12 protein-coding genes are annotated in these 23,827 nt (G+C 72.6%); 7 read left to right on the top strand and 5 right to left on the bottom strand.

The genetic code is table 11. From position 1 onward, the window contains the following. Positions 1-218 precede the first annotated feature (218 nt). The 3 genes from ACFXDE_RS31625 to ACFXDE_RS31615 form a co-directional block, all read right to left on the bottom strand. The gene (locus ACFXDE_RS31625; RefSeq protein ID WP_380498040.1) at positions 219-1,436 is read right to left on the bottom strand and encodes an Ig-like domain-containing protein; all 1,218 of its coding nucleotides are present in this window, start codon (positions 1,434-1,436) and stop codon (positions 219-221) included. A gap of 200 nt (positions 1,437-1,636) precedes the next feature. Beyond that, entirely contained in the window at positions 1,637-2,875 is a 1,239-nt protein-coding gene (locus tag ACFXDE_RS31620) for an Ig-like domain-containing protein (RefSeq protein WP_380441339.1), read from the bottom strand. Between the two features lie 168 nt (positions 2,876-3,043). Further along, a complete protein-coding gene (locus ACFXDE_RS31615; RefSeq protein ID WP_380441337.1) occupies positions 3,044-4,285 on the bottom strand; it encodes an Ig-like domain-containing protein in 1,242 nt (413 codons plus the stop codon). Between the two features lie 255 nt (positions 4,286-4,540). On the opposite strand from ACFXDE_RS31615, the gene glgX reads away from it, so the two are divergent. Beyond that, a complete protein-coding gene (gene glgX / locus ACFXDE_RS31610) occupies positions 4,541-6,745 on the top strand; it encodes a glycogen debranching protein GlgX (protein ID WP_380498039.1) in 2,205 nt (734 codons plus the stop codon). An 11-nt stretch (positions 6,746-6,756) separates the two neighbouring features. Here the strand turns inward: glgX and ACFXDE_RS31605 are convergent, their stop codons facing one another. After that, positions 6,757-8,184, bottom strand: coding sequence for a family 2B encapsulin nanocompartment shell protein (locus ACFXDE_RS31605; protein ID WP_380498038.1), 1,428 nt, complete (start codon positions 8,182-8,184; stop codon positions 6,757-6,759). 233 nt (positions 8,185-8,417) lie between these two features. Here ACFXDE_RS31605 and ACFXDE_RS31600 point away from each other — a divergent pair, with 233 nt between their 5' ends. Then, on the top strand, positions 8,418-10,220 hold the full coding sequence (locus tag ACFXDE_RS31600) for an ABC transporter ATP-binding protein (protein WP_380498037.1): 1,803 nt from the start codon (positions 8,418-8,420) through the stop codon (positions 10,218-10,220). Next, positions 10,217-12,073 (top strand): ABC transporter ATP-binding protein, encoded by a 1,857-nt coding sequence (locus ACFXDE_RS31595; RefSeq protein WP_380498036.1) that lies wholly within the window; start codon positions 10,217-10,219, stop codon positions 12,071-12,073. The genes ACFXDE_RS31600 and ACFXDE_RS31595 overlap by 4 nt, the downstream gene beginning before the upstream one ends. Before the next feature lie 39 nt (positions 12,074-12,112). Here ACFXDE_RS31595 and glgP read toward each other — a convergent pair whose 3' ends face one another. Continuing rightward, positions 12,113-14,806, bottom strand: coding sequence for an alpha-glucan family phosphorylase (gene glgP, locus ACFXDE_RS31590; RefSeq protein WP_380441327.1), 2,694 nt, complete (start codon positions 14,804-14,806; stop codon positions 12,113-12,115). Positions 14,807-15,977: 1,171 nt separating this feature from the next. Between glgP and ACFXDE_RS31585 the strand changes: the two genes are divergently transcribed. The 4 genes from ACFXDE_RS31585 to glgB all read left to right on the top strand — a co-directional run bounded on the left by ACFXDE_RS31585 (position 15,978) and on the right by glgB (position 23,797). Further along, on the top strand, positions 15,978-17,933 hold the full coding sequence (locus tag ACFXDE_RS31585) for an alpha-1,4-glucan--maltose-1-phosphate maltosyltransferase (RefSeq protein WP_380498053.1): 1,956 nt from the start codon (positions 15,978-15,980) through the stop codon (positions 17,931-17,933). Next, complete coding sequence (gene treS, locus ACFXDE_RS31580) at positions 17,930-19,654, top strand: maltose alpha-D-glucosyltransferase (protein WP_380441325.1); 1,725 nt, start codon at positions 17,930-17,932, stop codon at positions 19,652-19,654. Before ACFXDE_RS31585 ends, treS begins: the two co-directional genes overlap by 4 nt. 254 nt (positions 19,655-19,908) lie before the next feature. Next, positions 19,909-21,399 carry a phosphotransferase gene (locus ACFXDE_RS31575; protein WP_380441323.1) on the top strand — a complete coding sequence of 497 codons (1,491 nt, stop codon included), beginning with the start codon at positions 19,909-19,911 and terminating at the stop codon, positions 21,397-21,399. Positions 21,400-21,460: 61 nt separating this feature from the next. Next, entirely contained in the window at positions 21,461-23,797 is a 2,337-nt protein-coding gene (gene glgB, locus ACFXDE_RS31570) for a 1,4-alpha-glucan branching protein GlgB (RefSeq protein WP_380498035.1), read from the top strand. Positions 23,798-23,827 lie beyond the last annotated feature (30 nt).

The following is a 23,827-nucleotide window of genomic DNA, read 5'->3' as shown; positions in this document are numbered from 1 at the left end:
ACTGATGACTGATCTGTTTCGCCCCAACCCGCCATGCGACCCATCATTGCGGAACGCAAGCAGCCGCGTACGGACAATGAGCAAACGATCACGACCGATTCGGCATATGCCCCGTGCAAGAGGGGGCGACGGGCGGGCGACGGGCGGGCGGCAAAACGACGACCCGGGACCGGCACGAGGCCGGTCCCGGGTCGCGGGGAACGCGTGGTGCCCGGTGGCTACCAGGAGGCCCAGGGCAGGCTCCAGCCGCTCAGACCGTTCGACGGGTCGAGCGTCTCGCTCTTGCTGGAGTTCTTCACGATCACGACGTCGCCGACGATCGAGCCGTCGTAGAACTTGCCCATCGAGGTGGAGTCGCCGCCGCCCTTGACGTCCTTGAGGCCGACGCAGCCGTGACTGACGTTGTCCTCGCCGAAGGCGTCCGACCAGTAGTTGCCGTGGATGTAGGTGCCCGAGTCGGTGAGGCGCATCGAGTGCGGCACCTGGAGGTCGTACGGCGCGCCGGTCATCCCGGGCAGGGTGCTGGACTGCATCCGCACCACGCCCTCCTTGGACTCGATGACCATGGTGCCGTTCCAGGTCGGGTGCGCGTCCGAGCCGGAGGTGATGTCGATGTCGGAGGACTGGCCGTCCCGCACGACCGTCATCTTGTGGGTCTTGGCGTCGACGGTGGACACCTGCGAGCGCCCGATGGTGAAGGGCTCGTCGCGGTCGCTGCCGTAAACGCCGGGGGCGATCTCGACGCTGCCCAGGTGGTAGTGCACCGTCACCTTGGTACCGGACTTCCAGTACTCGGCGGGGCGGAAGTCCAGCCGGCGGTCGCCGAACCAGTGGCCCTTCACCTCGGTGCCGTTGCTGCTCTCGAAGGTGATGCCCTTGAGGACCGCGTCCTTGTTCTTGACGTCCTTGCTGAAGTTCACCGAGACGATCATGCCGACGCCGTACGTCGCGTTGTTGTCGACGTTGTCGGCGGCCTTGGCCAGCGCCGTCGGGGTCAGCGTGGTGAAGCTGCTGTCGGCCTGCGCCACGGCGCCGTTGGCGTCCGCGGCCATCGCGCTCACCTGGTAGGAGGTGCCGACCGCGAGCCCGGCGGACGGGGTCCAGCTGGAGCCGTCGGCGGCGATCGTGCCGGGTATCTCCTTGCCGCTCTTGTCGCTCACCTTCACGGTGGTGAGCTTGCCGCCCGTCGCGCCGACCTTCAGCGCGTCCGGCGCGACGTCGACCGAGCCGGTCTTCGGCTCGATGGACACCACGGCCTGCGACGTCTTCGGCGCCGCGCTCGTGCCGGCCGCCGAGGGAGCCGCGGAGGCCGCGCCGCCCCCGAGGTCGGCCTTGGCCGCGCTCCCGCCGCCGTCGTTGTTGTTGTTGCACGCCGCCGTCAGGACCATCATTCCGCCGACCAGACCGACGGCCATCACCCTGCGTATCGACTTCACGTCGATCCCTCCCTCAAACACCCCGTTCGGACCCAGCGGGCCCGACCAATACACGCGCTGGCCACCGGAAAGGTTGCGCCATTCGAGGGGCTTCGCGCTCGGAAAACGCCGGCGGCCCGACCCCAACGGGTGAGGATCGGGCCGCTCGACGGAAAAGCAGTGACGATACGGGACTACCCGGGCCTATTGCCGGGTAAGTCCTACCAGTTCGCCCAGGCGACGTTCCAGCCGCCCAGCCCGTTGGAGGGCGAGACGGTCTTCTCCTTGGTGTTCACGACCTTGACGACGTCGCCGACCATCGAGTCGTTGTAGAACCTGCCGGCGACCGAGGAGTCGCTGCCGCCCTGCACGTCCGACATCGCGACGCAGCCGTGGCTGCCGTTCAGGTTCCCGAACGGGTTGTTCTTGGCCCAGTAGTTCCCGTGCACGAACGTGCCGGACGTGGTCAGCCGCATCGCGTGCGGCACGTCCTGGATGTCGTACTCGCCGCCGAGACCGACGGTCTGCGAGTTCATCCGGGTGACCTTCTCCTTGGACATGATCACCATGGTGCCGCCCCAGGACGGCGTCGCGTCCGCGCCCAGCGTGACCGGCACGGTGGTGCTCTTGCCGTCCCGCTCGACGGTCATCTGGTGCGTCTTGGCGTCCGCGGTGGAGACCATCGAGCGCCCGATGGTGAAGGGCTCGTCCTTGTCCACGTCGCCGTAGACACCGGGCGACACCTCGACGTTCTTCAACCGGTACTTGATGGTGACCTTGGTGCCCGGCTTCCAGTACTCCGCCGGACGGAAGTCCACCCGGCGGTCGCCGAACCAGTGGCCCTTCACCTCGGTGCCGTTGCTGCTCTCGAAGGTGATGCCCTTGACGACGGCGTCCTTGTTCTTGACGTCCTTCGTGAAGTTCACCGAGACGATCATGCCGACGCCGTAGGTGGCGCCGTCGCTGATGTTGTCGTTGGTGGAGACCTTCTTCTCCGGCGTCAGCGTCGTGAACGTCGTGGTGGACGCGGCCACGAGGCCGTCGGCGTCCTTGGCCTGCGCGTTCACCTTGTACGCCATGCCGACGGCGAGCGCCGCCGCGGGCTTCCAGCCGGTGCCGTCCGGGGTGATCGCGCCCTCGACCGGCTTGCCGTCCTTGTCGGTCACCTCGACCGACGTGAGCTTGCCGTTGGACACGCCCACCTGCAGCCCGTTGCTCGGCGCGACGTCCTGGGCGCCGTCCTTCGGTGCCACGGCCAGCACCGCGGCCGAGGTCTTCGGTGCGGCCTGCGAGGCCGCCGGGGCCGCGGCGCCGTCGGCCGCCGTCGTGCTGCCCCCCGACGCCTTGTCGCCGCCCCCGTTGTCGTCGTTGCAGGCCGCGGTGAGCAGCAGCACCCCGCCCATGGCCAGTGCCACCGCACCCCTGCGTATCGCGGCGCCGGCCGTCGTACCCGTCTTCACGGTTTCTCCCCTCCCGGTATTCACTCACTTGACGCGGCGAGTGCCCCCGAAAGTTGCACCGGGCGCCGATCTTTCGCGCCGGGTCCCGGCACGTCGGAGCAGGATAACCGGGCCGTCCGGGTGAACTCCGGGGGGAGGTGGGTGAAGCAGTCGTGAAGGCTCCCGGCGCTAGTGGGACGGCGGCAGCGCGCTGCCGGCCACCCACTGGGCCCACGGCACGTTCCAGTCGTTGAGCCCGTTCTGCGGCGGCACGACGTCCCCGGCGGAGGCCTTCACCTCCAGCACGTCCCCCGGGATGGTGTGCTCGAACAGCCAGCCGGCCGGGGTGTCCTTGCCCGTCCCGCCCTTGGTGTCGGCGAGACCGATGCAGCCGTGGCTGGTGTTCGCGGTGCCGAACACCCCGGGATCCGCCCAGTAGTTGCCGTGGATGAAGGTGCCGGAGGCGGTCAGCCGCATCGCGTGCGGGACGTCCTTGATGTCGTACTCGTCGCCCATTCCGACGGTCTGCGAGTTCATCCGGGTCTCCCGGTACTTCTCCGACACCACCAGCACCCCCCGGTAGGTGGAGTGGTCGGGGCTGCCACCGGACACCTTCAGCACCCGGAGCACCTTGCCGCCCTGGCCGGAGCGGACGGTCAGGGTGTGCGCGTCGAGGTCCACCGTGGACACCTGGGCCCGGCCGACCGTGAAGCGCAGGTCCTTGGTCTGGGTGCCGAACTCACCCGGCGCGCCCTGCACGTCCTTCAGCCGCAGCTCCACCGTGACCTTCGTCCCGGCCGCCCAGTACCGCTGCGGACGGAAGTCCAGCCGCTGGCCGCCGAACCAGTGCGCGGCCACCGGGACGGGCGGGTCCGCGCTCACCCGCACCGCCCGCTCCACCGCCGCCCGGTCGGTGACCGGACGGCTGAAGCGCAGCGAGACGGGCATCCCGACACCCACCGTGGAGCCGTCCTCGGGGGTGAAGAAGGCGACGAAGGTGTGCGCGCGGGCGACGGTCGAGAACGCCGAGTGCTGGGCCGCCTTCTGGCCCTGCCCGTCCTCGGCGACGGCGTCCAGGGTGTACGCGGTGCCGAGCGGCAGCGGGCCGTCCGGCGTCCACGCGGCACCGTCCGGGGCGACGGTGCCGGGGACCTCGGTGCCCCTGCTGTCGGCGAGCCGGACGGAGACCAGCCTGCCCTGCGCGACCGTCACCCGCACCGGCCCGTCCGGCGGCACGTCCTGGGCGCCGTCGGCGGGGAGGGCGGCGAGCACCGCCCGGGACGGCGGCGGGGGCGGGGTGTGCACCCCGGGCGGGGCCCCGTCGTTGGCGGGCGCGGCCGGGGCGCCGCCGCTGCCGCAGCCCGTGAGCGCGGCCAGGCACCAGGCCGCCGCCACCGCCCGCCGCGCCCAAACCCGTCCTCGGCGCCGCATTCCGGGGGCCTCCAGCCGTGTCGTTCCGATGTCCGGAACAACGAGGAGCCCCGGGACCGGACACGGCGGCGCGGGCCGGCCGGCGCCCGCCCCCCGGGCCGCGCGGGCGCCCCGCGCCGACCCGGGCACCCCGCGGCCCGCACCCCTCGGCCGCCATCCGCCGGTAAGCCCCCGTTCAGCCGCTTCCGATCAGTGCAAACCGGGAATGAGGAAGTGCACGGGGTCCGGGACACCCCGGCCAGGGAGGGCACGGCCATGGCGTCAGGGCAGGAGCTGGAAGCCGGTGTGCGGACGCGCGGCGGACGGACCGCCGAGCCACCGTGGCCCGGCGACTGGCAGCCGCTCGGCGCCCGCTTCCGCACCGACCGGCTCGGCGGCCCCGGCACCAACTTCGCGCTCTGGGCGGCCGGCGCCGAGGCCGTCGACCTGTGCCTGTTCGACGAGGACGGCAAGGAGAGCAGGCACCGCCTCACCGAACAGGACTTCCAGATCTGGCACGGCTTCCTGCCCGGCGTGCGCCCCGGCACGCGGTACGGCTTCCGCGTGCACGGCCGCTGGGACCCGTGGACCGGCGCCCGCTGGAATCCGGCCAAGCTGCTGCTCGACCCGTACGCCCGCGCCGTCGACGGCTGTTACACCTCCCACGACGCGGCCAGCGGCGCCGTCCGCAACTGGCCCGAGGCGGACGTCGCCGACACCGTCCGGGACAACCGCGACTCCGCCCGCTACGTGCCCAGATCCGTCGTCGTCCACGACGACGACGACTGGTACGACGACCACCGCCCGAAGACCCCGTGGGCCGAGACCGTCCTCTACGAACTGCACGTCCGCGGCTTCACCATGCGCCACCCCGACGTCCCGCCCCACCTGCGCGGCACCTACGCGGGCCTGGCCCACCCCGCCGCCGTCGCCCACCTGACCCGCCTCGGCGTCACCGCCGTCGAACTGCTGCCGGTCCACCAGCACGCCAGCGAGGACCACCTCCAGGCCCGCGGCCTGGCCAACTACTGGGGCTACAACACCGTCGGGTTCTTCGCCCCGCACGCCGGCTACTCCGCCTCCGGCTCGCGCGGCGGCCAGGTCGGCGAGTTCAAGCGGATGGTCCGCGCCCTGCACGCCGCCGGGATCGAGGTGATCCTCGACGTCGTGTTCAACCACACCGCCGAGGGCGCCGAACTCGGGCCCACGCTCTCGCTGCGCGGCATCGACAACGCCGCCTACTACCGCCTCGCCCCGCACCGTCCGCGCGGCTACGCCGACTACACCGGCTGCGGCAACACCCTGGACACCCGGCGCCCGCAGGTGATCCGGTTGATCACCGACTCGCTGCGGTACTGGGTCACCGAGATGGGCGTGGACGGCTTCCGCTTCGACCTCGCCGCCGCCCTCGCCCGCGCCGGCGACGGCGTCGACATGGAGCACCCGTTCCTCGCCGCCGTCTCCCAGGACCCCCTCCTCAGCCGGGTCAAGCTGATCGCCGAGCCGTGGGACGTCGGCCCGGGCGGCTACCAGGTCGGCGGCTTCCCCCCGCTGTGGGCCGAGTGGAACGACAAGTACCGGGACACCGTCCGGGACTTCTGGCGCGGCGCCCGCCCGGACGTCCGCGAGCTCGGCTACCGGCTGTCCGGCTCCTCCGACCTCTACCAGCGCGGCGGACGGCGCCCGTACGCCTCCGTCAACTTCGTCACCGCGCACGACGGCTTCACCCTGCGCGACCTGGTCAGCTACGACCGCAAGCACAACGAGGCCAACGGCGAGGCCAACCGGGACGGCACCGACGACAACCGCTCCTGGAACCACGGCGTCGAGGGCGAGACCGGCGACCCGGACGTCACCGCCCTGCGGCTGCGCCAGCTACGCAACCTGCTGGCCACGCTGCTGCTCTCCACCGGCGTGCCGATGCTCACCGCCGGCGACGAGTTCGGCCGCACCCAGGGCGGCAACAACAACGCCTACTGCCAGGACAACGAGGTCAGCTGGCTGGACTGGTCCCTGCTGCGCGAGCCCGGCTGGCGCGACCTGTGCGATCTGACCGCCCGCCTGGTGCGGCTGCGCCGCGCCCACCCGGTGCTGCGGCAGCGGGCGTTCTTCTCCGGCCGGGCCGCCGTCCCGGGCGGCCTGCCGGACCTCGCCTGGTTCACGCCGCTCGGCAAGGAGATGACCGAGGCCGACTGGTTCGCGCCGACGGCCTGCCTCGGCATGCTGCTGTCCGGTGCCGCGATGTCCGAACGGGACGGCGCCGGGCGGCCGTCGCACGACGACAGCTTCCTGCTGCTCCTCAACGCCGGCCACGAACCGGTCGTCTTCACCCTCCCCGGCGAGCCCTGGGCCGCGCCGGAGGCCGCGTACGGGACGGTCGTCGACACGGCCGCCCCGGGCACCGGCGAACCGCACCCGCGGGGGGCCGTCGTGCTGGGCGGGCGCTCGCTCCAGCTGCTGCGCGCGCCCGCCCCGGAGTGATCCGGCGCGCGTCAGCCGCGCGCGTGGCCCACCTCGACGTTCTCCAGCACGCCGATCGCGTCCGGCACCAGCACCGCCGCCGAGTAGTAGGCGCTGACCAGGTAGGACGCGATCGCCTTCTCGTCGATGCCCATGAACCGGACGTTCAGCCCGGGCTCGTACTCGTCCGGGATGCCGATCTGGTTGAGGCCGATGACGCCCTGGTTGTCCTCGCCCACGCGCATCGCGATGAAGGACGTGGTGCCGGTGTCCGCCACCGGGATCTTGTCGCACGGGAAGATCGGCACCCCGCGCCAGGTCGGCCGGTGCTTGCCCGCGACGTCGACGGTGCCGGGGTGGATGCCGCGCCTGTTGCACTCCCGCCCGAACGCCGCGATCGCCCGCGAGGGGGCGAACAGGTAGTCGGTGTCGCGGCGCATGGCGAGCAGCTCGTCCAGGTCGTCCGGGGTGGGCGGGCCGGAGTGGGTCTGGATGCGCTGGTCGAAGTCGGTGTTGCTCAGCAGCCCGAAGTCGGGGTTGTTGATCAGCTCGTGCTCCTGGCGCTCGCGCAGCGCCTGGACGGTCAGCCGCAGCTGCTGCTCGGTCTGGTTCATCGGCTGGTTGTAGAGGTCGGCGACCCTGGTGTGCACCTTCAGGACGGTCTGCGCGACGCTCAACTCGAACTCGCGCGGCCGCAGTTCGTAGTCCACGAAGGCGCCGGGCAGCTCGAACTCGCCCTCGTGGCCGGCCGACAGGTCGATGTTCGCCTCGCCGTGCGGGTTCTGCGCCTGCGCGGCGTCGGCCGCGAAGCCCAGCAGCTGCTCGCGCAGCGCGTCCGAGCGGTCGACCAGCTCCTGGAACACCGGCCACGAGAGCGCCATCGCGACGCCCGCGGTCGCCGCCTTCACGGTGTACGGCCAGGTGCCGTCCTCCCGGGTGAGGGCCTCGTCGCCGATGTGGTCGCCGTCCGCGAGCGTCCCGACCACCGTCTGCTCGCCGTACTTGCCGGTGCCGAGCCGGTCGACCTTGCCGTGCGCGAGCAGGAACACCTCCTCGATCGGCGACCCCTCCCGCACCAGGACGTCGCCCGGGGCGAAGTCCCGCTGCACGAACCGGCGGGCCAGCTCCTCCAGCACGGCGTCGTCCTCGAAGCCGCGCAGCGCCGGCACCTCGCGCAGCGAGGGGGCGATCACGCTCACCGAGGTGCCGGTCCTGGCGAAGCTCACCCGGCCGCGCCCGGTCGCGTAGCTCAGGCGGCGGTTGACCCGGTACGTGCCCGCCTGGACCGGTACCCAGGGCAGCATCCGCAGCAGCCACCGGGAGGTGATCTCCTGCATCTGCGGCTCGGACTTGGTCGTCGTCGCCAGGTTCCGCGCCGCCACCGTGCTGAGGCTGAGCTGTGTCCGCACCTGCACCAGCGCGGCGCCCCCCGCGGGGCCCGGCTCGGTCTCGACCGTCATGTCGCATCTCCTACCACTCGCGCATCAGTGACCATCCGTCAGGAGATGTAATCGGCCGATCGGCAGGGGCTCGCAAGAGGCGCTCGACGCACTCCTCCCTGCACGAACCGACACGTGCGCCCCGTCGAACGCCTCCGCCCCACCCGTACGGGTGGCCGGTTCTCGCCGCACCGCGCCGACAGGGGTGAAAAACCTGGTGAGAAATGACGGGAGGTCTGCCTACCCTCACGGCGATGGCCGAGAACCGACAACCCGACACCCCCGGGACCGCCCACCGCTCCACGGTCCGCTCCCTGCTGCGCCTGTGGCCCTACGCCCGGGCCGTCCGCCGCCGGCTCGCCACCTCCGTGACGGCCGCCGTGCTCGCCATGCTGAGCGTCCTCGGCGTGCCGATCGTGCTCGGCCGGATCGTGGACGGACCCCTGGCCCGGCACGACCTCGCCGGGCTGTGGCCGCTGGTCGGCCTGCTGCTGCTCCTCGGCCTGGTCGAGGCCGGCCTGTTCTACACCCGCCGGGTGGTCCTGGCCCGCCCGCTGGCCGGGCTGGAGACGGCCATGCGCGGCGACCTCTTCGCCAAGCTCCAGCGGCTGCCGGTCTCCTTCCACGAACGGTGGGGATCCGGCCAGTTGCTCTCCCGGGCCACCGCCGACATGTACACCATGCGGCTGTTCCTGGCCTTCCCCCTGGTCTTCCTCATCGTCAACTCGGTGATGTTCCTGGCCGGCACGGTGGTGATGTTCACCCAGGACTGGCGGCTCGCCCTGATCGTCGTGCTGCCCGCCGCACCGCTGTTCGTGCTCACCCGGCGCTTCGAGTCCGGCTACTCCGGCGCCTCCCGGCTCGCCCAGGACCGCAACGGCGACCTCGCCACCGTCGTCGAGGAGTCCGTCCTCGGCATCCGCGTCCTCAAGGCCTTCGGCCGCCACCGCTCGATGCACGAGCGGTTCCGCGCCCAGTCCCGGCTGCTGCGCCGCACCGAGCTGCACAAGGCCCACCTGCTGGCGAACCTGTGGGCGGTGATCGTCGGCCTGCCGGAGATCGCCCTCGGCTGCGCCCTCGCCGTCGGCGCCTACCTGGTCGCCCACGACCAGCTCAGCGCCGGCAGCCTGGTCGCCTTCCTCTCCACCGCGCTCGCACTGCGCTGGCCGGTCGAGTCCCTCGGCTGGCTGCTCGCCTACGCCAACGAGGCCGCCACCGCCACCGACCGCTTCTTCGAGGTCCTCGACGAACCCGAGGAGGAGGACCCGGGCACCGCCACCGGCCTCGGCGCCACCCCGGACGGCATCCGCCTCACCGGCGTCCGCTTCCGCTACCCCGATGCCCCCGACGGCACCCCCGACCTGCTCCAGGGCATCGACCTGCACGTGCGCAGCGGCGAGACGATGGCCCTGGTCGGCGCCACCGGCAGCGGCAAGACCACGCTCACCGCCCTGCTCCCCCGCTTGTACGAGGCCACCGGCGGCACCATCACGCTGGACGGCCGCGACATCCGCGACCTGCCCCGGGAGCGGCTGCGCGAGCTCGTCGCGGTGGCCTTCGAGGAGCCCACCCTGTTCTCGGCGACCGTCCGGGAGAACGTCCTGATGGGCGCCCCCGGCGCGGGCGAGGACCGGCTGCGCTCCGCGCTCGCCACCGCCCAGGCCGGCTTCGTCGACAAGCTCCCGGCCGGGGCGGACACCGAGGTCGGCGAGCAGGGCCTGAGCCTCTCCGGCGGCCAGCGCCAGCGCCTCGCCCTGGCCCGCGCGGTCGTCGGCGACCCGGCCTTCCTCGTCCTCGACGACCCGCTGTCCGCCCTCGACGTGCACACCGAGGCCCTGGTCGAACGCGCCCTGCGCGAGGTCCTCTCCGGCACCACCGCCCTGGTGGTCGCCCACCGCCCCAGCACCGTGCTGCTCGCCGACCGGGTCGCGGTGCTCGCGGACGGCCGGATCGAGGCCGTCGGCACCCACCAGGAACTGCTGCGCACCTCCACGCGCTACCGCGAACTGATGACGGGCGAGGCCGCCCTGATCCCCGAGGGGAGCACCTCCCGGTGACCACCACCGCCGAACCCGCCGTCGAACCGGCCGACCCCGCCGGCCCCGCCGCCGAGGAGGAGCTGCCGCCTCCCCCGGACGACGAGGAGGACATCCCCGTCCCGCCCGGCGCGCCCCGGGCGCTGCTGCGCTCGCTGCTCGGCCCGCACCGGGCCCGGATCACCGTCGCGATGGTGGTGATCCTCGTCCAGCAGGCCGCCCTGCAGTCCGGCCCGCTGCTGGTCGCGGTGGCGATGGACCGCGGCATCCCGGCGCTGCGCGGGAACGACGCCGGACCGCTGATCGCGGTGATCGCCGCCTACCTGTGCTTCGCCCTGCTCAGCCCGCTGCTGCAGTGGGTGTTCATCAAGATCAGCGCCCGGGTCAACCAGGACATCCTGCTGGAGCTGCGCGGCCGGATCTTCCGGCACGCCCAGCGGCTGAGCCTGGACTTCCACGAGCGCTACACCTCCGGCCGGATCATCTCCCGCGCCACCAGCGACATCGACGCGCTGCGCGAGCTGCTCTCCGAAGGCCTCCAGGAGCTGCTGACCGTCTTCCTGTCGGTCTGCTACATCTCGGTGCTGCTCATGGTGCTGGACTGGCGCCTCGGGCTGGCCTCGCTGGCCGCCCTGGTGCCGCTCGGCCTGATCGCCCGCTCCTTCCGCACCCGCTCGCGCCGGGTCTACCGCCGCTCGCGGACCTCCGCCGCCTCGATGATCGTCCGCTTCACCGAGACCATGAACGGCATCCGCCCGGTGCAGGCCTTCCGCCGCGAGAAGGCCAACGACGCGGCCTTCGCCGTGGTCAACCAGCGCTCCGCCACCGCGACCGCCGACGGCTTCCTGGAGCTCGCCCGCTACGTCGGCCTCTCCCGCACCGCCGCCAACGTCTGGACGGCCGGCGTGGTGCTGCTCGGCGGCCGGCTGGTCGTCGACGGCACGCTGGAACTCGGCGTCCTCACCGCCTTCCTGCTCTACCTGCGCCGCCTGTTCGACCCGATCGACCAGCTCGCGATGTTCCTCAACAGCTACCAGTCGGCCGCCGCCGCGCTGGAGAAGATCGCCGGCCTGCTCGCCCACGAGCCGACCGTCGCCGAGCCGGCCGAGCCCGCCGAACTGCCGCAGGCGGCCGGCAAGGGCCGCGAGGTCTCCTTCGAGGGGACGCGCTTCGCCTACCGCACCGGCAAGGAGGTGCTGCCGCCCTTCGACCTGGTGATCCCCGCCGGACAGACGGTGGCGGTGGTCGGCGCGACCGGCGCGGGCAAGTCGACCGTCGCCAAGCTCCTGGCCCGCTTCTACGACCCCACCGAGGGCCGGATCCGGCTGGACGGCGTCGACCTGCGCGACCTCGCCACCCCCGAACTGCGGCGCGGGGTGGTCATGGTGACCCAGGAGTCCTTCCTGTTCTCCGGCACCGTCGCCGAGAACATCGCGATCGGCCGCCCCGGCGCCACCCGCGCGGAGGTCGAACAGGCCGCCCGGGACATCGGCGCGTACGAGTTCGTCGCCGCGCTCCCGGACGGCTTCGACACCGACGTGCGCAAGCGCGGCGGCCGGATCTCCGCCGGACAGCGCCAGCTGGTCGCCTTCGCCCGCGCCCTGCTGGCCGACCCGGCGGTGCTGATCCTGGACGAGGCGACCAGCTCGCTGGACGTCCCCGGCGAGCAGGCCGTCCAGCGGGCCATGCGCACGGTGCTGGCGGGCCGGACGGCCGTGATCATCGCGCACCGGCTCTCCACCGTGGAGATCACCGACCGCGTCCTGGTGATGGACCAGGGCCGGATCGTCGAGGACGGCGGCCCGCAGGAGCTGATCGCCGGCGCCGGCCGCTTCGCCGAACTGCACCAGGCCTGGCGGGACAGCCTGGTCTGAGCCGCCCCGCCGCGGCCCAGCCCGTCCCGGCGCAGCGCCTCAGCGCAGTAGGCCCGCGTCCATCCCGGCCGACTCGGCGGGCAGGGCGACCAGCCCCGGCTCCGCCGGGGAGGCCAGCCGCGGGTGGGACGGCAGCACCCGGACGGTGTAGCCGAACGGACCGGTCCTGGACAGCTCCAGCGAGCCCTCGTAGCGCGTCCGCCCGTCCAGGTCCGGGCCGCCGACCGGCTTGAGCGCGAGCAGGCCGGCGTCCGAGATGCCGTCCGTCTCGTCCACCCGGCCGGACACCACCTGCACCTCGACGTCGCCCGGCGACAGCGCGCCGAGCGCGACCTGCACCCGCAGCGCCAGCGAGCTGCCGAGCTCCTGCGCCTCGGCCGGGCAGTCCGCCTCGACGTGCTCGACCCGGACGGCCGGCCAGGCCTCGCGGACCTTCGCCTTCCAGGCCGCCAGCTCGCGGGCGCCCTCGCCCGACCCGGCCGCCAGCTCGCGCTGGGCGAGCGCCGCCGGGGCGTACAGCCGCTCGACGTACTCGCGGACCATCCGGCCGGCCAGCACCTTGGGGCCGAGGGTGACCAGGGTGTGCCGGACCATCGCGATCCAGCGGTGCGGCAGCCCGTCCGCGCCGCGGTCGTAGAAGCGCGCGGCGACCTGCTCCTCGATCAGGTCGTAGAGCGCCGCCGCCTCGATGTCGTCGCGCCGCTCGGCCTCGCTGCTCTCCGGGTCGAGCACGCCGCCGGCGTCGTCCGCCGTGGGGATCGCCCAGCCGTTCTGGCCGTCGTACCACTCGTCCCACCAGCCGTCCAGGACGGACAGGTTGAGGCAGCCGTTGAGCGCGGCCTTCATCCCGGAGGTGCCGCAGGCCTCCAGCGGGCGCAGCGGGTTGTTCAGCCAGACGTCGCAGCCCGGGTAGAGGTGCTGGGCCATCGCCATGTCGTAGTCCGGCAGGAAGACGATCCGGTGGCGGACGGCCGGGTCGTCGGCGAAGGCGACCATCTGCTGGATCAGCCGCTTGCCGCCGTCGTCGGCCGGGTGGGCCTTGCCGGCGACGACGATCTGCACCGGGCGGGTCGGGTGCAGGAGCAGGGAGCGCAGCCGGTCCTGGTCGCGCAGCATCAGGGTGAGCCGCTTGTAGGAGGGCACCCGGCGGGCGAAGCCGATGGTCAGGACGTCCGGGTCGAGCACCGAGGAGACCCAGCCGAGCTCGGCCTCGCCCGCGCCGCGCTGGCGCCAGGAGGTGCGCAGCCGGCGGCGGGCCTCGTCGACCAGCTGGGCGCGCAGGCTGCGGCGCAGGTCCCAGATCTCGGTGTTGCCGATCCGCTCCAGGCCGGTCCAGCGCTTGGCGTCGCCGTTGGTCATGGCGTCCTCGGCGCGGTCGGCGCCGATCTCGGCGGCGCCGAGGCGCACGACGGCCGGGTCGATCCAGGTGGCGGCGTGGACGCCGTTGGTGACGGAGGTGATCGGGACCTCGGCCGGGTCGAAGCCGGGCCACAGGCCGTTGAACATGGCCCGGCTGACCTCGCCGTGCAGCGTGGAGACGCCGTTGGCGCGCTGGGCGAGCCGCAGACCCATGGCGGCCATGTTGAAGAGCTTCGGGTCCCCGCCGGGCCAGGTCTCGGCGCCGAGCGCGAGCACCGGCTCGACCGGGACGCCGGGCAGGGCGGCGTCGCCGGAGAAGTGCCGGGCGACGAGCTCGCGGTCGAAGCGGTCGATGCCGGCCGGGACGGGCGTGTGGGTGGTGAAGAGGGTGCCGGCCCGGACGGACTCCAGGGCGGCGGCGAAGTCGGGGCCGGCGCCGTCGGCCCCGGCGGTGTCGGTCTCGGCCGTGCCGGCGGCGACGAGTTCGCGGATCCGCTCGACGCCGAGGAAGCCGGCGTGGCCCTCGTTGGTGTGGAAGACCTCGGGGGCGGGGTGGCCGGTGAGGCGGCAGTAGGCGCGCACGGCCCGGACGCCGCCGATGCCGAGGAGCATCTCCTGGAGCAGCCGGTGCTCGCTGCCGCCGCCGTAGAGGCGGTCGGTGACGTCGCGTTCGGCGGGCGAGTTCTCCTCGGTGTCGGAGTCGAGGAGGAGCAGCGGGACCCGGCCGACCTGGGCCTTCCAGATGTGCGCGGCGAGGGTCCGGCCGCCGGGCAGGGCGAGGTCGACCCGGCAGGGGGTGCCGTCGGCCTCCCGGAGCAGGCTGACCGCGAGTTCGTCCGGGTCGAGCAGCGGGTAGCGCTCCTGCTGCCAGCCGTCCCGGTCGAGGGACTGCCGGAAGTAGCCGTGCCGGTAGAACAGCCCCACGCCGATGATCGGGACGCCGAGGTCGCTGGCGGCCTTGAGGTGGTCGCCGGCCAGGATCCCGAGCCCGCCGGAGTACTGGGGCAGCGCGGCGGCGATGCCGTACTCGGGCGAGAAGTAGGCGACGGCGGCGGGCAGCGGGGTGCCGCCGCCCTCCTGGGCCTGGTACCAGCGCGGGCCCGCGAGGTAGTCGCGCAGGTCGTCGGCGAGGTCGCCGAGGCGGCGCAGGAAGCGCCGGTCGGCGGCGAGCGCGGCGAGCCGGGCGGCCGGGACCTCCCCGAGCAGCCGCACCGGGTCCTCGCCGGTCGCGGCCCAGACCTCCGGGTCCACGGACCGGAAGAGGTCCCTGGTCTCGGGGTGCCAGGACCAGCGCAGGTTGAGGGCCAGCTCGTGCAACGGCTGGAGTTGTTCGGGCAGGACGGTGCGGACGGTGAATCTGCGGATTGCCTTCACGGCGTGAAGCGTAGCCCCGACGGCCGTCATGACAGTGCGTCAAGTGGGCTATTGGGCATCCGTTCGGCCTATTGATGAGATCGCATTCGGCGCATTGGGCTGCACGGGGGGCGCGCGAGGCGCACTTTCCGGGGGCTCGCGCTACCAAAGCGTGAACACTGCGGAACGACCCCATTTCCGATCGCTCATCCGCTCCGGACAAAGCCCGAAACTACTGTCGTACCGCTGCGAAAGTCCGGCCCGCGGTGCGAGTATGAACCGAGGTCGTTGATGCTGTGGGGAGTGCGGCGACGGGCGGCGCCCCCCTTGAAGCAGCACGTCCGAATCCTTTTCGCGTTGATCGTTCCTCGTCCTCCTTAGCCCATTCGGCGCCCACGGCGCTCCGACGCGTGTCCTCGTACTCGGTCGGCTCGTTCACGGGTCGACCGGGTCGCCCAGGGGCGTGCCCCCGGAGGCGTGCGCCGGGACGCGCGCGGGCTCCGGGGCGTCCCCCCACGGGCCGGGCGGGCGCCGGGCAGGTTGCCGGGGACGGCGGCGCGGGCAGGCTCTCGGTCGCACGTCCTCCCCACCCAGCAGTCCTCCCGGTACTCCCCCGGCCCGCCCCCCGGCGCCGGCGGGAGCTGCCGCCGATCTCGGGCAGGAGCTTGGCATGCACGGCGACACGCGGGACCAGTCCACACCGGTGGCCGACACCCTCGACGCAGCGGTCGCGGAATCCGCCGGACGGGCGGATTCTGACACTCGGACGGATCCGGCGATGCCGGCGCCCAGGGCGGCCGGAGCAGCCCGTCCCCCGCACTCCGGACCCGAGCACGCCTCACCCGGGCAGCCCCCGTCCGAACACCCCTCCCCGCTCGAACACTCCGAGCCCGAGTCCTCCGCAGCGGCCCGACAACCAGGGGTCGCGGAGAGCCGGACCACGGCACCGCGCAGGCGCACCACCACCACGCGCCGCACCGCCACCGCCGGGTCCACCGCGCCGTCCGCCACCCCGGAGGCGGACGGCGCGAAGGCCGGTGCGAAAGCCGGTGCGAAAGCCGGTGCGAAGGCCGGTGCGAGGTCCGGTGCCACCAAGGCGGGCGCCGCGAAGGCCGACGCCCCGCCGCGCAAGGCGCCCGCCCGCAAGACCGCCGCCGGCAAGACCGCCGCCCGAAAGACAGAGAGCGACACCGTGATCGGCCGCATCCCCGTCCTGGACGTCAGCCCGCTCGTCGACTCCGGCCGCCGCCCGGCCAAGGCCGTCGCCGGCGAGACCTTCCTGGTCACCGCGACCGTGTTCCGCGAGGGCCACGACGCCGTCAACGCCAACGTCGTGCTGCGCGACCCGCGCGGGCGCAGCGGCCCGTGGACCCCGATGCGCGAGCTCGCCGAGGGCACCGACCGCTGGGGCGCGCACGTCACCCCGACCGCGCCCGGCCGCTGGTCCTACCTGGTCGAGGCGTGGAGCGACCCGATCGCCACCTGGCGCAGGACGGCGTCGGTCAAGCTCCCCGCCGGGATGGACACCGCGCTCGTCCTGGAGGAGGGCGCCCGCCTGCTGGAGCAGGCCGCGGCCGGCGTGCCGAAGAAGGAGGGCCGCGCGCACGTGCTCGCCGCCGCCGACGCGCTGCGCGACCCCGGCCTGCCGCCGCTGTCCCGGTTGGCGGCCGCGCTCGCCCCCGAGGTGCTGGAGCTGCTCGCCCGGTACCCGCTGCGCGAGCTGCTGAGCGCCTCCCGTCCGCTGCCGCTCCAGGTGGACCGCGAGCGCGCCCTGTTCGGCTCCTGGTACGAGTTCTTCCCGCGGTCGGAGGGCGCCGTGGTGGACCCGAACGGCGTCGAGCCGCCGCGTTCGGGCACCCTGCGCACCGCTGCCGAGCGGCTGCCCGCGATCGCCGCGATGGACTTCGACGTGGTCTACCTGCCGCCCGTGCACCCGATCGGCCGCGCCTACCGCAAGGGCCCGGACAACACCCTGACGGCCGGTCCACACGACGTCGGCTCGCCCTGGGCGATCGGTTCGCCGGAGGGCGGCCACGACGCCGTCCACCCGGACCTCGGCACCATCGAGGACTTCGACCACTTCGTCGCCGAGGCCCGGGCACTGCACCTGGAGGTGGCGCTGGACTTCGCCCTCCAGTGCTCCCCCGACCACCCGTGGGTGAACAAGCACCCGGAATGGTTCAGCCACCGCGCCGACGGCACCATCGCGTACGCCGAGAACCCGCCGAAGAAGTACCAGGACATCTATCCGGTCAACTTCGATCAGGACATGGATGGAATCGTCAAGGAAACCGTTCGCATCCTGCGTTTCTGGATGTCCCACGGAGTGCGGATCTTCCGGGTCGACAACCCGCACACCAAGCCGGTGCTGTTCTGGGAGAAGGTGCTCGCCGACATCGCCCGCACCGACCCCGACGTCGTGTTCCTGGCGGAGGCCTTCACCCGCCCCGCGATGATGCACACCCTCGGGAAGATCGGCTTCCACCAGTCGTACACGTACTTCACCTGGCGCACCACCAAGCCGGAACTCACCGATTACCTCACCGAACTCACCGGTGACGCGGCCGCCTACATGCGGCCCAACTTCTTCGCCAACACCCCCGACATCCTGCACGCCTACCTCCAGCACGGCGGCCGGGCCGCGTTCGCCGTCCGCGCCGTACTCGCCGCCACGCTCTCCCCCACCTACGGCGTCTACGCCGGGTTCGAGCTGTACGAGAACGAGCCGGCCCACCCCGGCTCCGAGGAGTACCTGCACTCGGAGAAGTACGAGCTGCGCCCGCGCGACTGGAACCGCACCGACACCCTCGCCCCGCTGCTCACCGTGCTCAACCGGCTGCGCCGACGCCACCCCGCCCTGCGCCAGCTGCGCGACCTGCGCTTCCACCCCACCGACAACGACCAGGTGATCGCCTACTCCAAGACCGCGACCACCCCGGAGGGCCTGACCGACCAGGTCATCACCGTGGTCAACCTCGACCCGCACCACGTCCAGGAGGCCACCGTCACGCTCGACGGCGACGGCCCGTTCGCGGTGCACGACGAGCTCACCGGCGCCGCCTACACCTGGGGCCGGCACAACTACGTCCGGCTCGATCCCTCAGCCGAGCCGGCTCACCTCCTCACGGTTCGGAGGAACCCAGCGTGACAGTGAACGAGCCCGTCCCCGACACCTTCCCCGAGACCTCGAAGAAGAACCTGGACCCCGAGTGGTTCAAGCGTGCGGTCTTCTACGAGGTGCTGGTGCGGTCCTTCCAGGACAGCAACGGCGACGGGGTCGGGGACCTGAAGGGGCTCACGGCCAAGCTCGACTACCTCCAGTGGCTCGGCATCGACTGCCTCTGGCTCCCGCCGTTCTTCGCCTCGCCGCTGCGCGACGGCGGGTACGACGTGGCCGACTACAAATCGGTGCTGCCCGAGTTCGGCGACATCGCCGACTTCATGGAGTTCGTGGACGCCGCGCACGCCCGCGGCATGCGCGTGATCATCGACTTCGTCATGAACCACACCAGCGACCAGCACCCGTGGTTCCAGGCCTCCCGCGCGGACCCGGACGGGCCGTACGGCGACTTCTACATGTGGGCCGACGACGACAAGCGGTACCCGGACGCCCGCATCATCTTCGTCGACACCGAGACCTCCAACTGGACGTACGACCCGGTCCGCAAGCAGTACTTCTGGCACCGGTTCTTCTCTCACCAGCCCGACCTCAACTACGACAACCCCCGCGTCCAGGACGAGATGATCGCCGGACTGCGGTTCTGGCTCGACCTCGGCATCGACGGCTTCCGGCTGGACGCGGTGCCCTACCTGTTCGCGCGCGACGGCACCAACTGCGAGAACCTGCCGGAGACCCACGAGTTCCTGCGGCGGGTCCGCAAGGAGATCGACGCCGACTACCCCGACACCGTGCTGCTCGCCGAGGCCAACCAGTGGCCCGAGGACGTCGTCGACTACTTCGGCGACTTCGCGGCGGGCGGCGACGAGTGCCACATGGCGTTCCACTTCCCGGTGATGCCGCGGATCTTCATGGCGGTGCGGCGCGAGTCCCGCTACCCCGTCTCGGAGATCCTCGCCAAGACCCCGCACATCCCGTACGGGTGCCAATGGGGCATCTTCCTGCGCAACCACGACGAGCTGACCCTGGAGATGGTCACCGACGAGGAGCGCGACTACATGTACGCGGAGTACGCCAAGGACCCCCGGATGCGCGCCAACGTGGGCATCCGGCGCCGGCTCGCCCCGCTGCTGGAGAACGACCGCAACCAGATCGAGCTGTTCACCGCCCTCCTCCTCTCGCTGCCCGGCTCGCCGGTGCTCTACTACGGGGACGAGATCGGCATGGGCGACAACATCTGGCTCGGCGACCGGGACGGCGTCCGCACCCCGATGCAGTGGACCCCGGACCGCAACGCGGGTTTCTCCTCCGCCGACCCGGGCAGGCTCAGTCTGCCGCCCATCATGGACCCGGTGTACGGCTATCAGGTGACCAACGTCGAGGCGCAGCAGAGCAGTTCGAGTTCGCTGCTGCACTGGACGCGTCGCATGATCGAGATCCGCAAGCTCAACCCGGCGTTCGGCCTGGGCACGTACACCGAACTGCCCTCCAGCAACCCCGCGGTGCTGGCCTTCGTGCGGGAGCACGAGGGGGACCTGGTCATGTGCGTGAACAACTTCTCGCGGTTCGCACAACCGACCGAACTGGACCTGCGGCAGTACGGCGGACGCTACCCGGTCGAGCTGATCGGCGGAGTGCGCTTCCCCTCGATCGGTGAGTGGCCGTACCTGCTCACCCTGGCCGGCCACGGCTTCTACTGGTTCCAGCTCCGGCAGCCCCCGCGACTGAGCGGGACCAGGCGGTCGAAGTAACGATCCGCCGCACCGGCCCCGACCGCACCACCAGACCCTCGGGGAGCGCGAGTTGAACCCGCGCGCCCCGGGGTCCTCCGCCCCGCGGCGCCCCCGGCGCCGCGTACGGAGAACAGCCCAACGGCCACCCACACGAAGGCGTGACACCTGAGCCCCGCTCGCGTGCCGCCACCGCCGCGCCGCCGAAATCCGGAAGACTGACGGACCCGGCCAGACCCGTCGGGCAGTCGGCCCGCTTCCGGGGAAAGGGAGTCATGTCCGAAACCTCCCGTTCTCAAGCCCATGTGCAGCACGACACCCCGGCCGGCCCCGCCGCGTCGGCGGGCGCGCGGAGCACCGGGCTCCGGAGAACCGCCCTGGGGGTCAGCGAACTCGTCCAGGCGGCCCTGCCGCTGATCTCCGAGTGGCTCCCCACCCAGCGCTGGTACGCCGGGAAGGGACGGCCCATCACCGGGCTCACCCCGGTGGTCGGAACCCCGCTGCAGGTCGGCGACCCGGCCCTGCTGCACCTCCTGCTGCGGGTCGAGCACGCCACCACGGCCGGCGCCCCGCACGGGGACGTCTACCAACTCCTCCTCGGCGTCCGTTCCGAGCGCCCCGCCGACATCGAGCCCGGCGCCGTGCTCGGCCGGCTCACCCACGGCCCGTACGACGGCGCGACGCTCTACGACGCCGTCCACGACCCGGAGCTCACCGGGCGCCTGCTGGAACACCTGGCCACCGGCGACCGCTTCGGCTCGCTGTCGTTCCGCCGCACCCCCGGCTCCGGCCTGCCCACCACGATCCCCGGGCGCGCCTCCACCGCCGAGCAGTCCAACAGCTCCGTCATCTACGGCACCTCGTACATCCTCAAGCTCTTCCGCCGCGTCCACCCCGGCACCAACCCCGACCTCGAACTCTCCCTCGCCCTCTCCCGGGCCGGCTCCACCCGCATCCCGCGGGTCGCGGCCTGGTTCGAGAGCCGGATGGAACGCGCCGAACCCGCCACCCTCGGCCTGCTCCAGCGCTACCTGCCGGACGCCGAGGACGGCTGGGAGCTCGCCCTCGACCAGGTCGGCCGGCTCAAGGGCGACCCGTCCCCCGGCAACTTCGCGATCGAGGCCCACCGGCTCGGGCGGGCCACCGCCGAGGTGCACCGGGTGCTCGCCCGCTCGATGCCCGTCGCCCGCCTCGACCGCGCCCAGACCCGCCAGCTCGCCACCGCCATGGCCGACCGCCTCGACAGCGCCGTCGCCGCCGTCCCCGGACTGATGCGCTACCGGGCCGCCCTGCGCAGCGCGTTCCAGCAGCTCGCCGACGCCCACCCGGACGGCCTTCCGGTCCAGCGCATCCACGGCGACCTGCACCTCGGCCAGGCCATGCGCACCCCGCACGGCTGGGTCCTGCTCGACTTCGAGGGCGAGCCCGCCAAGTCCGTCAACGAGCGCCGCGAACCGCAGCCCGCCCTGCGCGACGTCGCCGCGATGCTGCGCTCCTTCGACTACGCGGCGGCCCACCTCCTCGCCGGCGGCCCGGTCGACCCCGAGCTCGCCCACCTCGCCGCCGCCTGGGCACAGCGCAACCGCACCGCCTTCTGCGCCGGGTACACCGCCGGGGGCGGCGTCGACCCGGCGGCCTCGCCGGAGCTGATGCGCGCGCTGGAGATCGACAAGGCGGTCTACGAGGTCGTGTACGAGGCCCGGCACCGCCCGAGCTGGCTGCCGATCCCGCTGGCCGCGATCAACCGGCTCGCCCTGACCGTGTGATCCCCCGCTCGTACCGCCCGCAGGAGTTCGCCCACACCCCCCGCCGCAGGAGGACCCCGCCGTGACGCCGCTCGACCCGCCCGGCCGCACCACCCGTCCCGTACCGGCCACGTTCCTGGCCGGTACGGGGACACCCGCTCCTGCCCCCGCCGCCACCTCTGCTCCCGGCCCCGCCCCGGCTCCCGAACCGCTGCCGGCCGGGGCCCTGCGGCTGCCCGAGGCGCCGCTGCCGCCCTCCGAGGTGGACCGGCTGGTCGGCGGCCAGCACCACGACCCGCACGCGCTCCTCGGCGCCCACCCCGTGCACGGCGGCACCGCGATCCGGGTGCTGCGGCCGTTCGCCGAACGGGTCGTGGTCGAGACCGCCCAGGGCCCGGCCGAACTCACCCACCAGCAGGCCGGGTTGTTCACCGGCCTGCTCGCCGGCGGCGCACCGCCCGACTACCGGCTGCTGGTGACCTACCCGGACGGCGAACCCCTCGTCCAGCAGGACGGCTACCGCACCCCGCCCACCCTCGGCGAGCTCGACCTGCACCTCATCTCCGAGGGCCGGCACGAGCAGCTGTGGCAGGTGCTCGGCTCGCACGTGCGGACGGTGGACGGCGTGGCCGGCACCGCGTTCGCCGTGTGGGCGCCGAACGCCGCCGGGGTGCGGCTGATCGGGGACTTCAACCACTGGGACGGCACCGGGCACCCGATGCGCTCGCTCGGCTCCTCCGGCGTGTGGGAGCTCTTCGTCCCCGGGCTGGCCGAGGGCACCACCTACAAGTACGAGATCCACACCCGGCAGGGCTGGGTGCTCGACAAGGCCGACCCCCTGGCCCGCGCCGCCCAGTGCCCGCCCGGCACCGCGTCCGTCGTCACCTCCTCCGCCTACCGGTGGGAGGACGGCGAGTGGATGGCCCGCCGCGCACGCGCCGCGCACCACCGGGCGCCGATGTCGGTGTACGAGCTGCACCTGCCGTCCTGGCGGCCCGACCTCACCAGCTACCGCGCGATTGCCGAGGAACTCCCCGGCTACCTGAAGGAGTTGAACTTCACCCACGTGGAGTTCATGCCGGTCATGGAGCACCCCTTCGGCGGCTCCTGGGGCTACCAGGTGTCCGGCTACTACGCGCCCACCGCCCGCCTCGGCACCCCGGACGACTTCCGCCACCTCGTCGACACGCTGCACCGGCACGGGATCGGCGTGATCGTCGACTGGGTGCCCGCCCACTTCCCCAAGGACGCCTTCGCCCTCGCCCGCTTCGACGGCGAGCCGCTCTACGAGCCCGCCGACCCGCTGCGCGCCGAACACCCCGACTGGGGCACGCTGGAGTTCGACTACGGGCGCAAGGAGGTGCGCAACTTCCTCGTCGCCAACGCGGTCTACTGGTGCGAGGAGTTCCACATCGACGGGCTGCGCGTGGACGCCGTCGCCTCGATGCTCTACCTCGACTACTCCCGCGAGGGCGGCGCCTGGACGCCCAACCGGTTCGGCGGACGGGAGAACCTCGACGCGGCCTCCTTCCTCCAGGAGATGAACGCGACCGTCTACCGGCGCTGCCCGGGCGTCGTGACGATCGCCGAGGAGTCGACCGCCTGGGACGGCGTGACCCGCCCGACCGACGGCGGCGGCCTCGGCTTCGGCCTCAAGTGGAACATGGGCTGGATGCACGACTCGCTGGTCTACATGTCCAAGGAGCCGGTGCACCGCAGGTACCACCACGACGAGATCACCTTCTCGATGGTGTACGCCTACTCCGAGAACTACATCCTGCCGATCTCCCACGACGAGGTCGTGCACGGCAAGCAGGCGCTCGTCTCCAAGATGCCCGGCGACTGGTGGCAGCAGCGCGCCAACCACCGCGCCTACCTCGGCTTCATGTGGTCCCACCCCGGCAAGCAACTCCTCTTCATGGGGCAGGAGTTCGCCCAGGGCGCGGAATGGGACCACGAGACCGGCCCGCAGTGGTGGGTGCTCGACGAGCAGTGGCCGGCCCACCGGGACCACCAGGGCGTGCGCCGCCTCGTCCGCGACCTCAACCGCCACTACCGCGACACCCCCGCCCTCTGGGAGCTCGACACCTCCCCCGAGGGCTTCCAGTGGCTCGACGGCGGCTCCGCCGACGACAACCTGCTCTCCTACGTCCGCCACGCCGCCGACGGCTCGCCCCTCGTCGCCGTCTGCAACTTCTCCCCCGTCGTCCGCCACGGCCACCGCGTCGGCCTCCCCGCCCTCGACGGCCGCGACCAGCTGTGGGAGGAAGTCCTCAACACCGACGCCGAGGCCTACGGCGGCACCGGCACCGGCAACTCGACCCCGATCAAGGCCGACCCCGTCGAGTGGAACGGCCAGCCCCGCTCCGCCGACCTGATCCTCCCCCCACTGGCCACCATCTGGCTCCGCCCGGCCTGACCCCTCCGCGGGCACGACCGACGTCGGCAC

The organism is Kitasatospora sp. NPDC059408, from assembly GCF_042751525.1.
GTDB lineage: Bacteria > Actinomycetota > Actinomycetes > Streptomycetales > Streptomycetaceae > Kitasatospora.
Note: the sequence above shows the minus strand (reverse complement) of the source record. Positions and strands in the feature narration are given on the sequence as shown.

Coding starts and splice junctions, on each gene's coding strand:
- ACFXDE_RS31605 (WP_380498038.1), bottom strand. CDS start 8,184: ATGACGGTCGAGACCGAGCCGGGCCCCGCGGGGGGCGCCGCGCTGGTG.
- ACFXDE_RS31575 (WP_380441323.1), top strand. CDS start 19,909: ATGTCCGAAACCTCCCGTTCTCAAGCCCATGTGCAGCACGACACCCCG.
- glgX (WP_380498039.1), top strand. CDS start 4,541: ATGGCGTCAGGGCAGGAGCTGGAAGCCGGTGTGCGGACGCGCGGCGGA.
- ACFXDE_RS31600 (WP_380498037.1), top strand. CDS start 8,418: ATGGCCGAGAACCGACAACCCGACACCCCCGGGACCGCCCACCGCTCC.
- ACFXDE_RS31615 (WP_380441337.1), bottom strand. CDS start 4,285: ATGCGGCGCCGAGGACGGGTTTGGGCGCGGCGGGCGGTGGCGGCGGCC.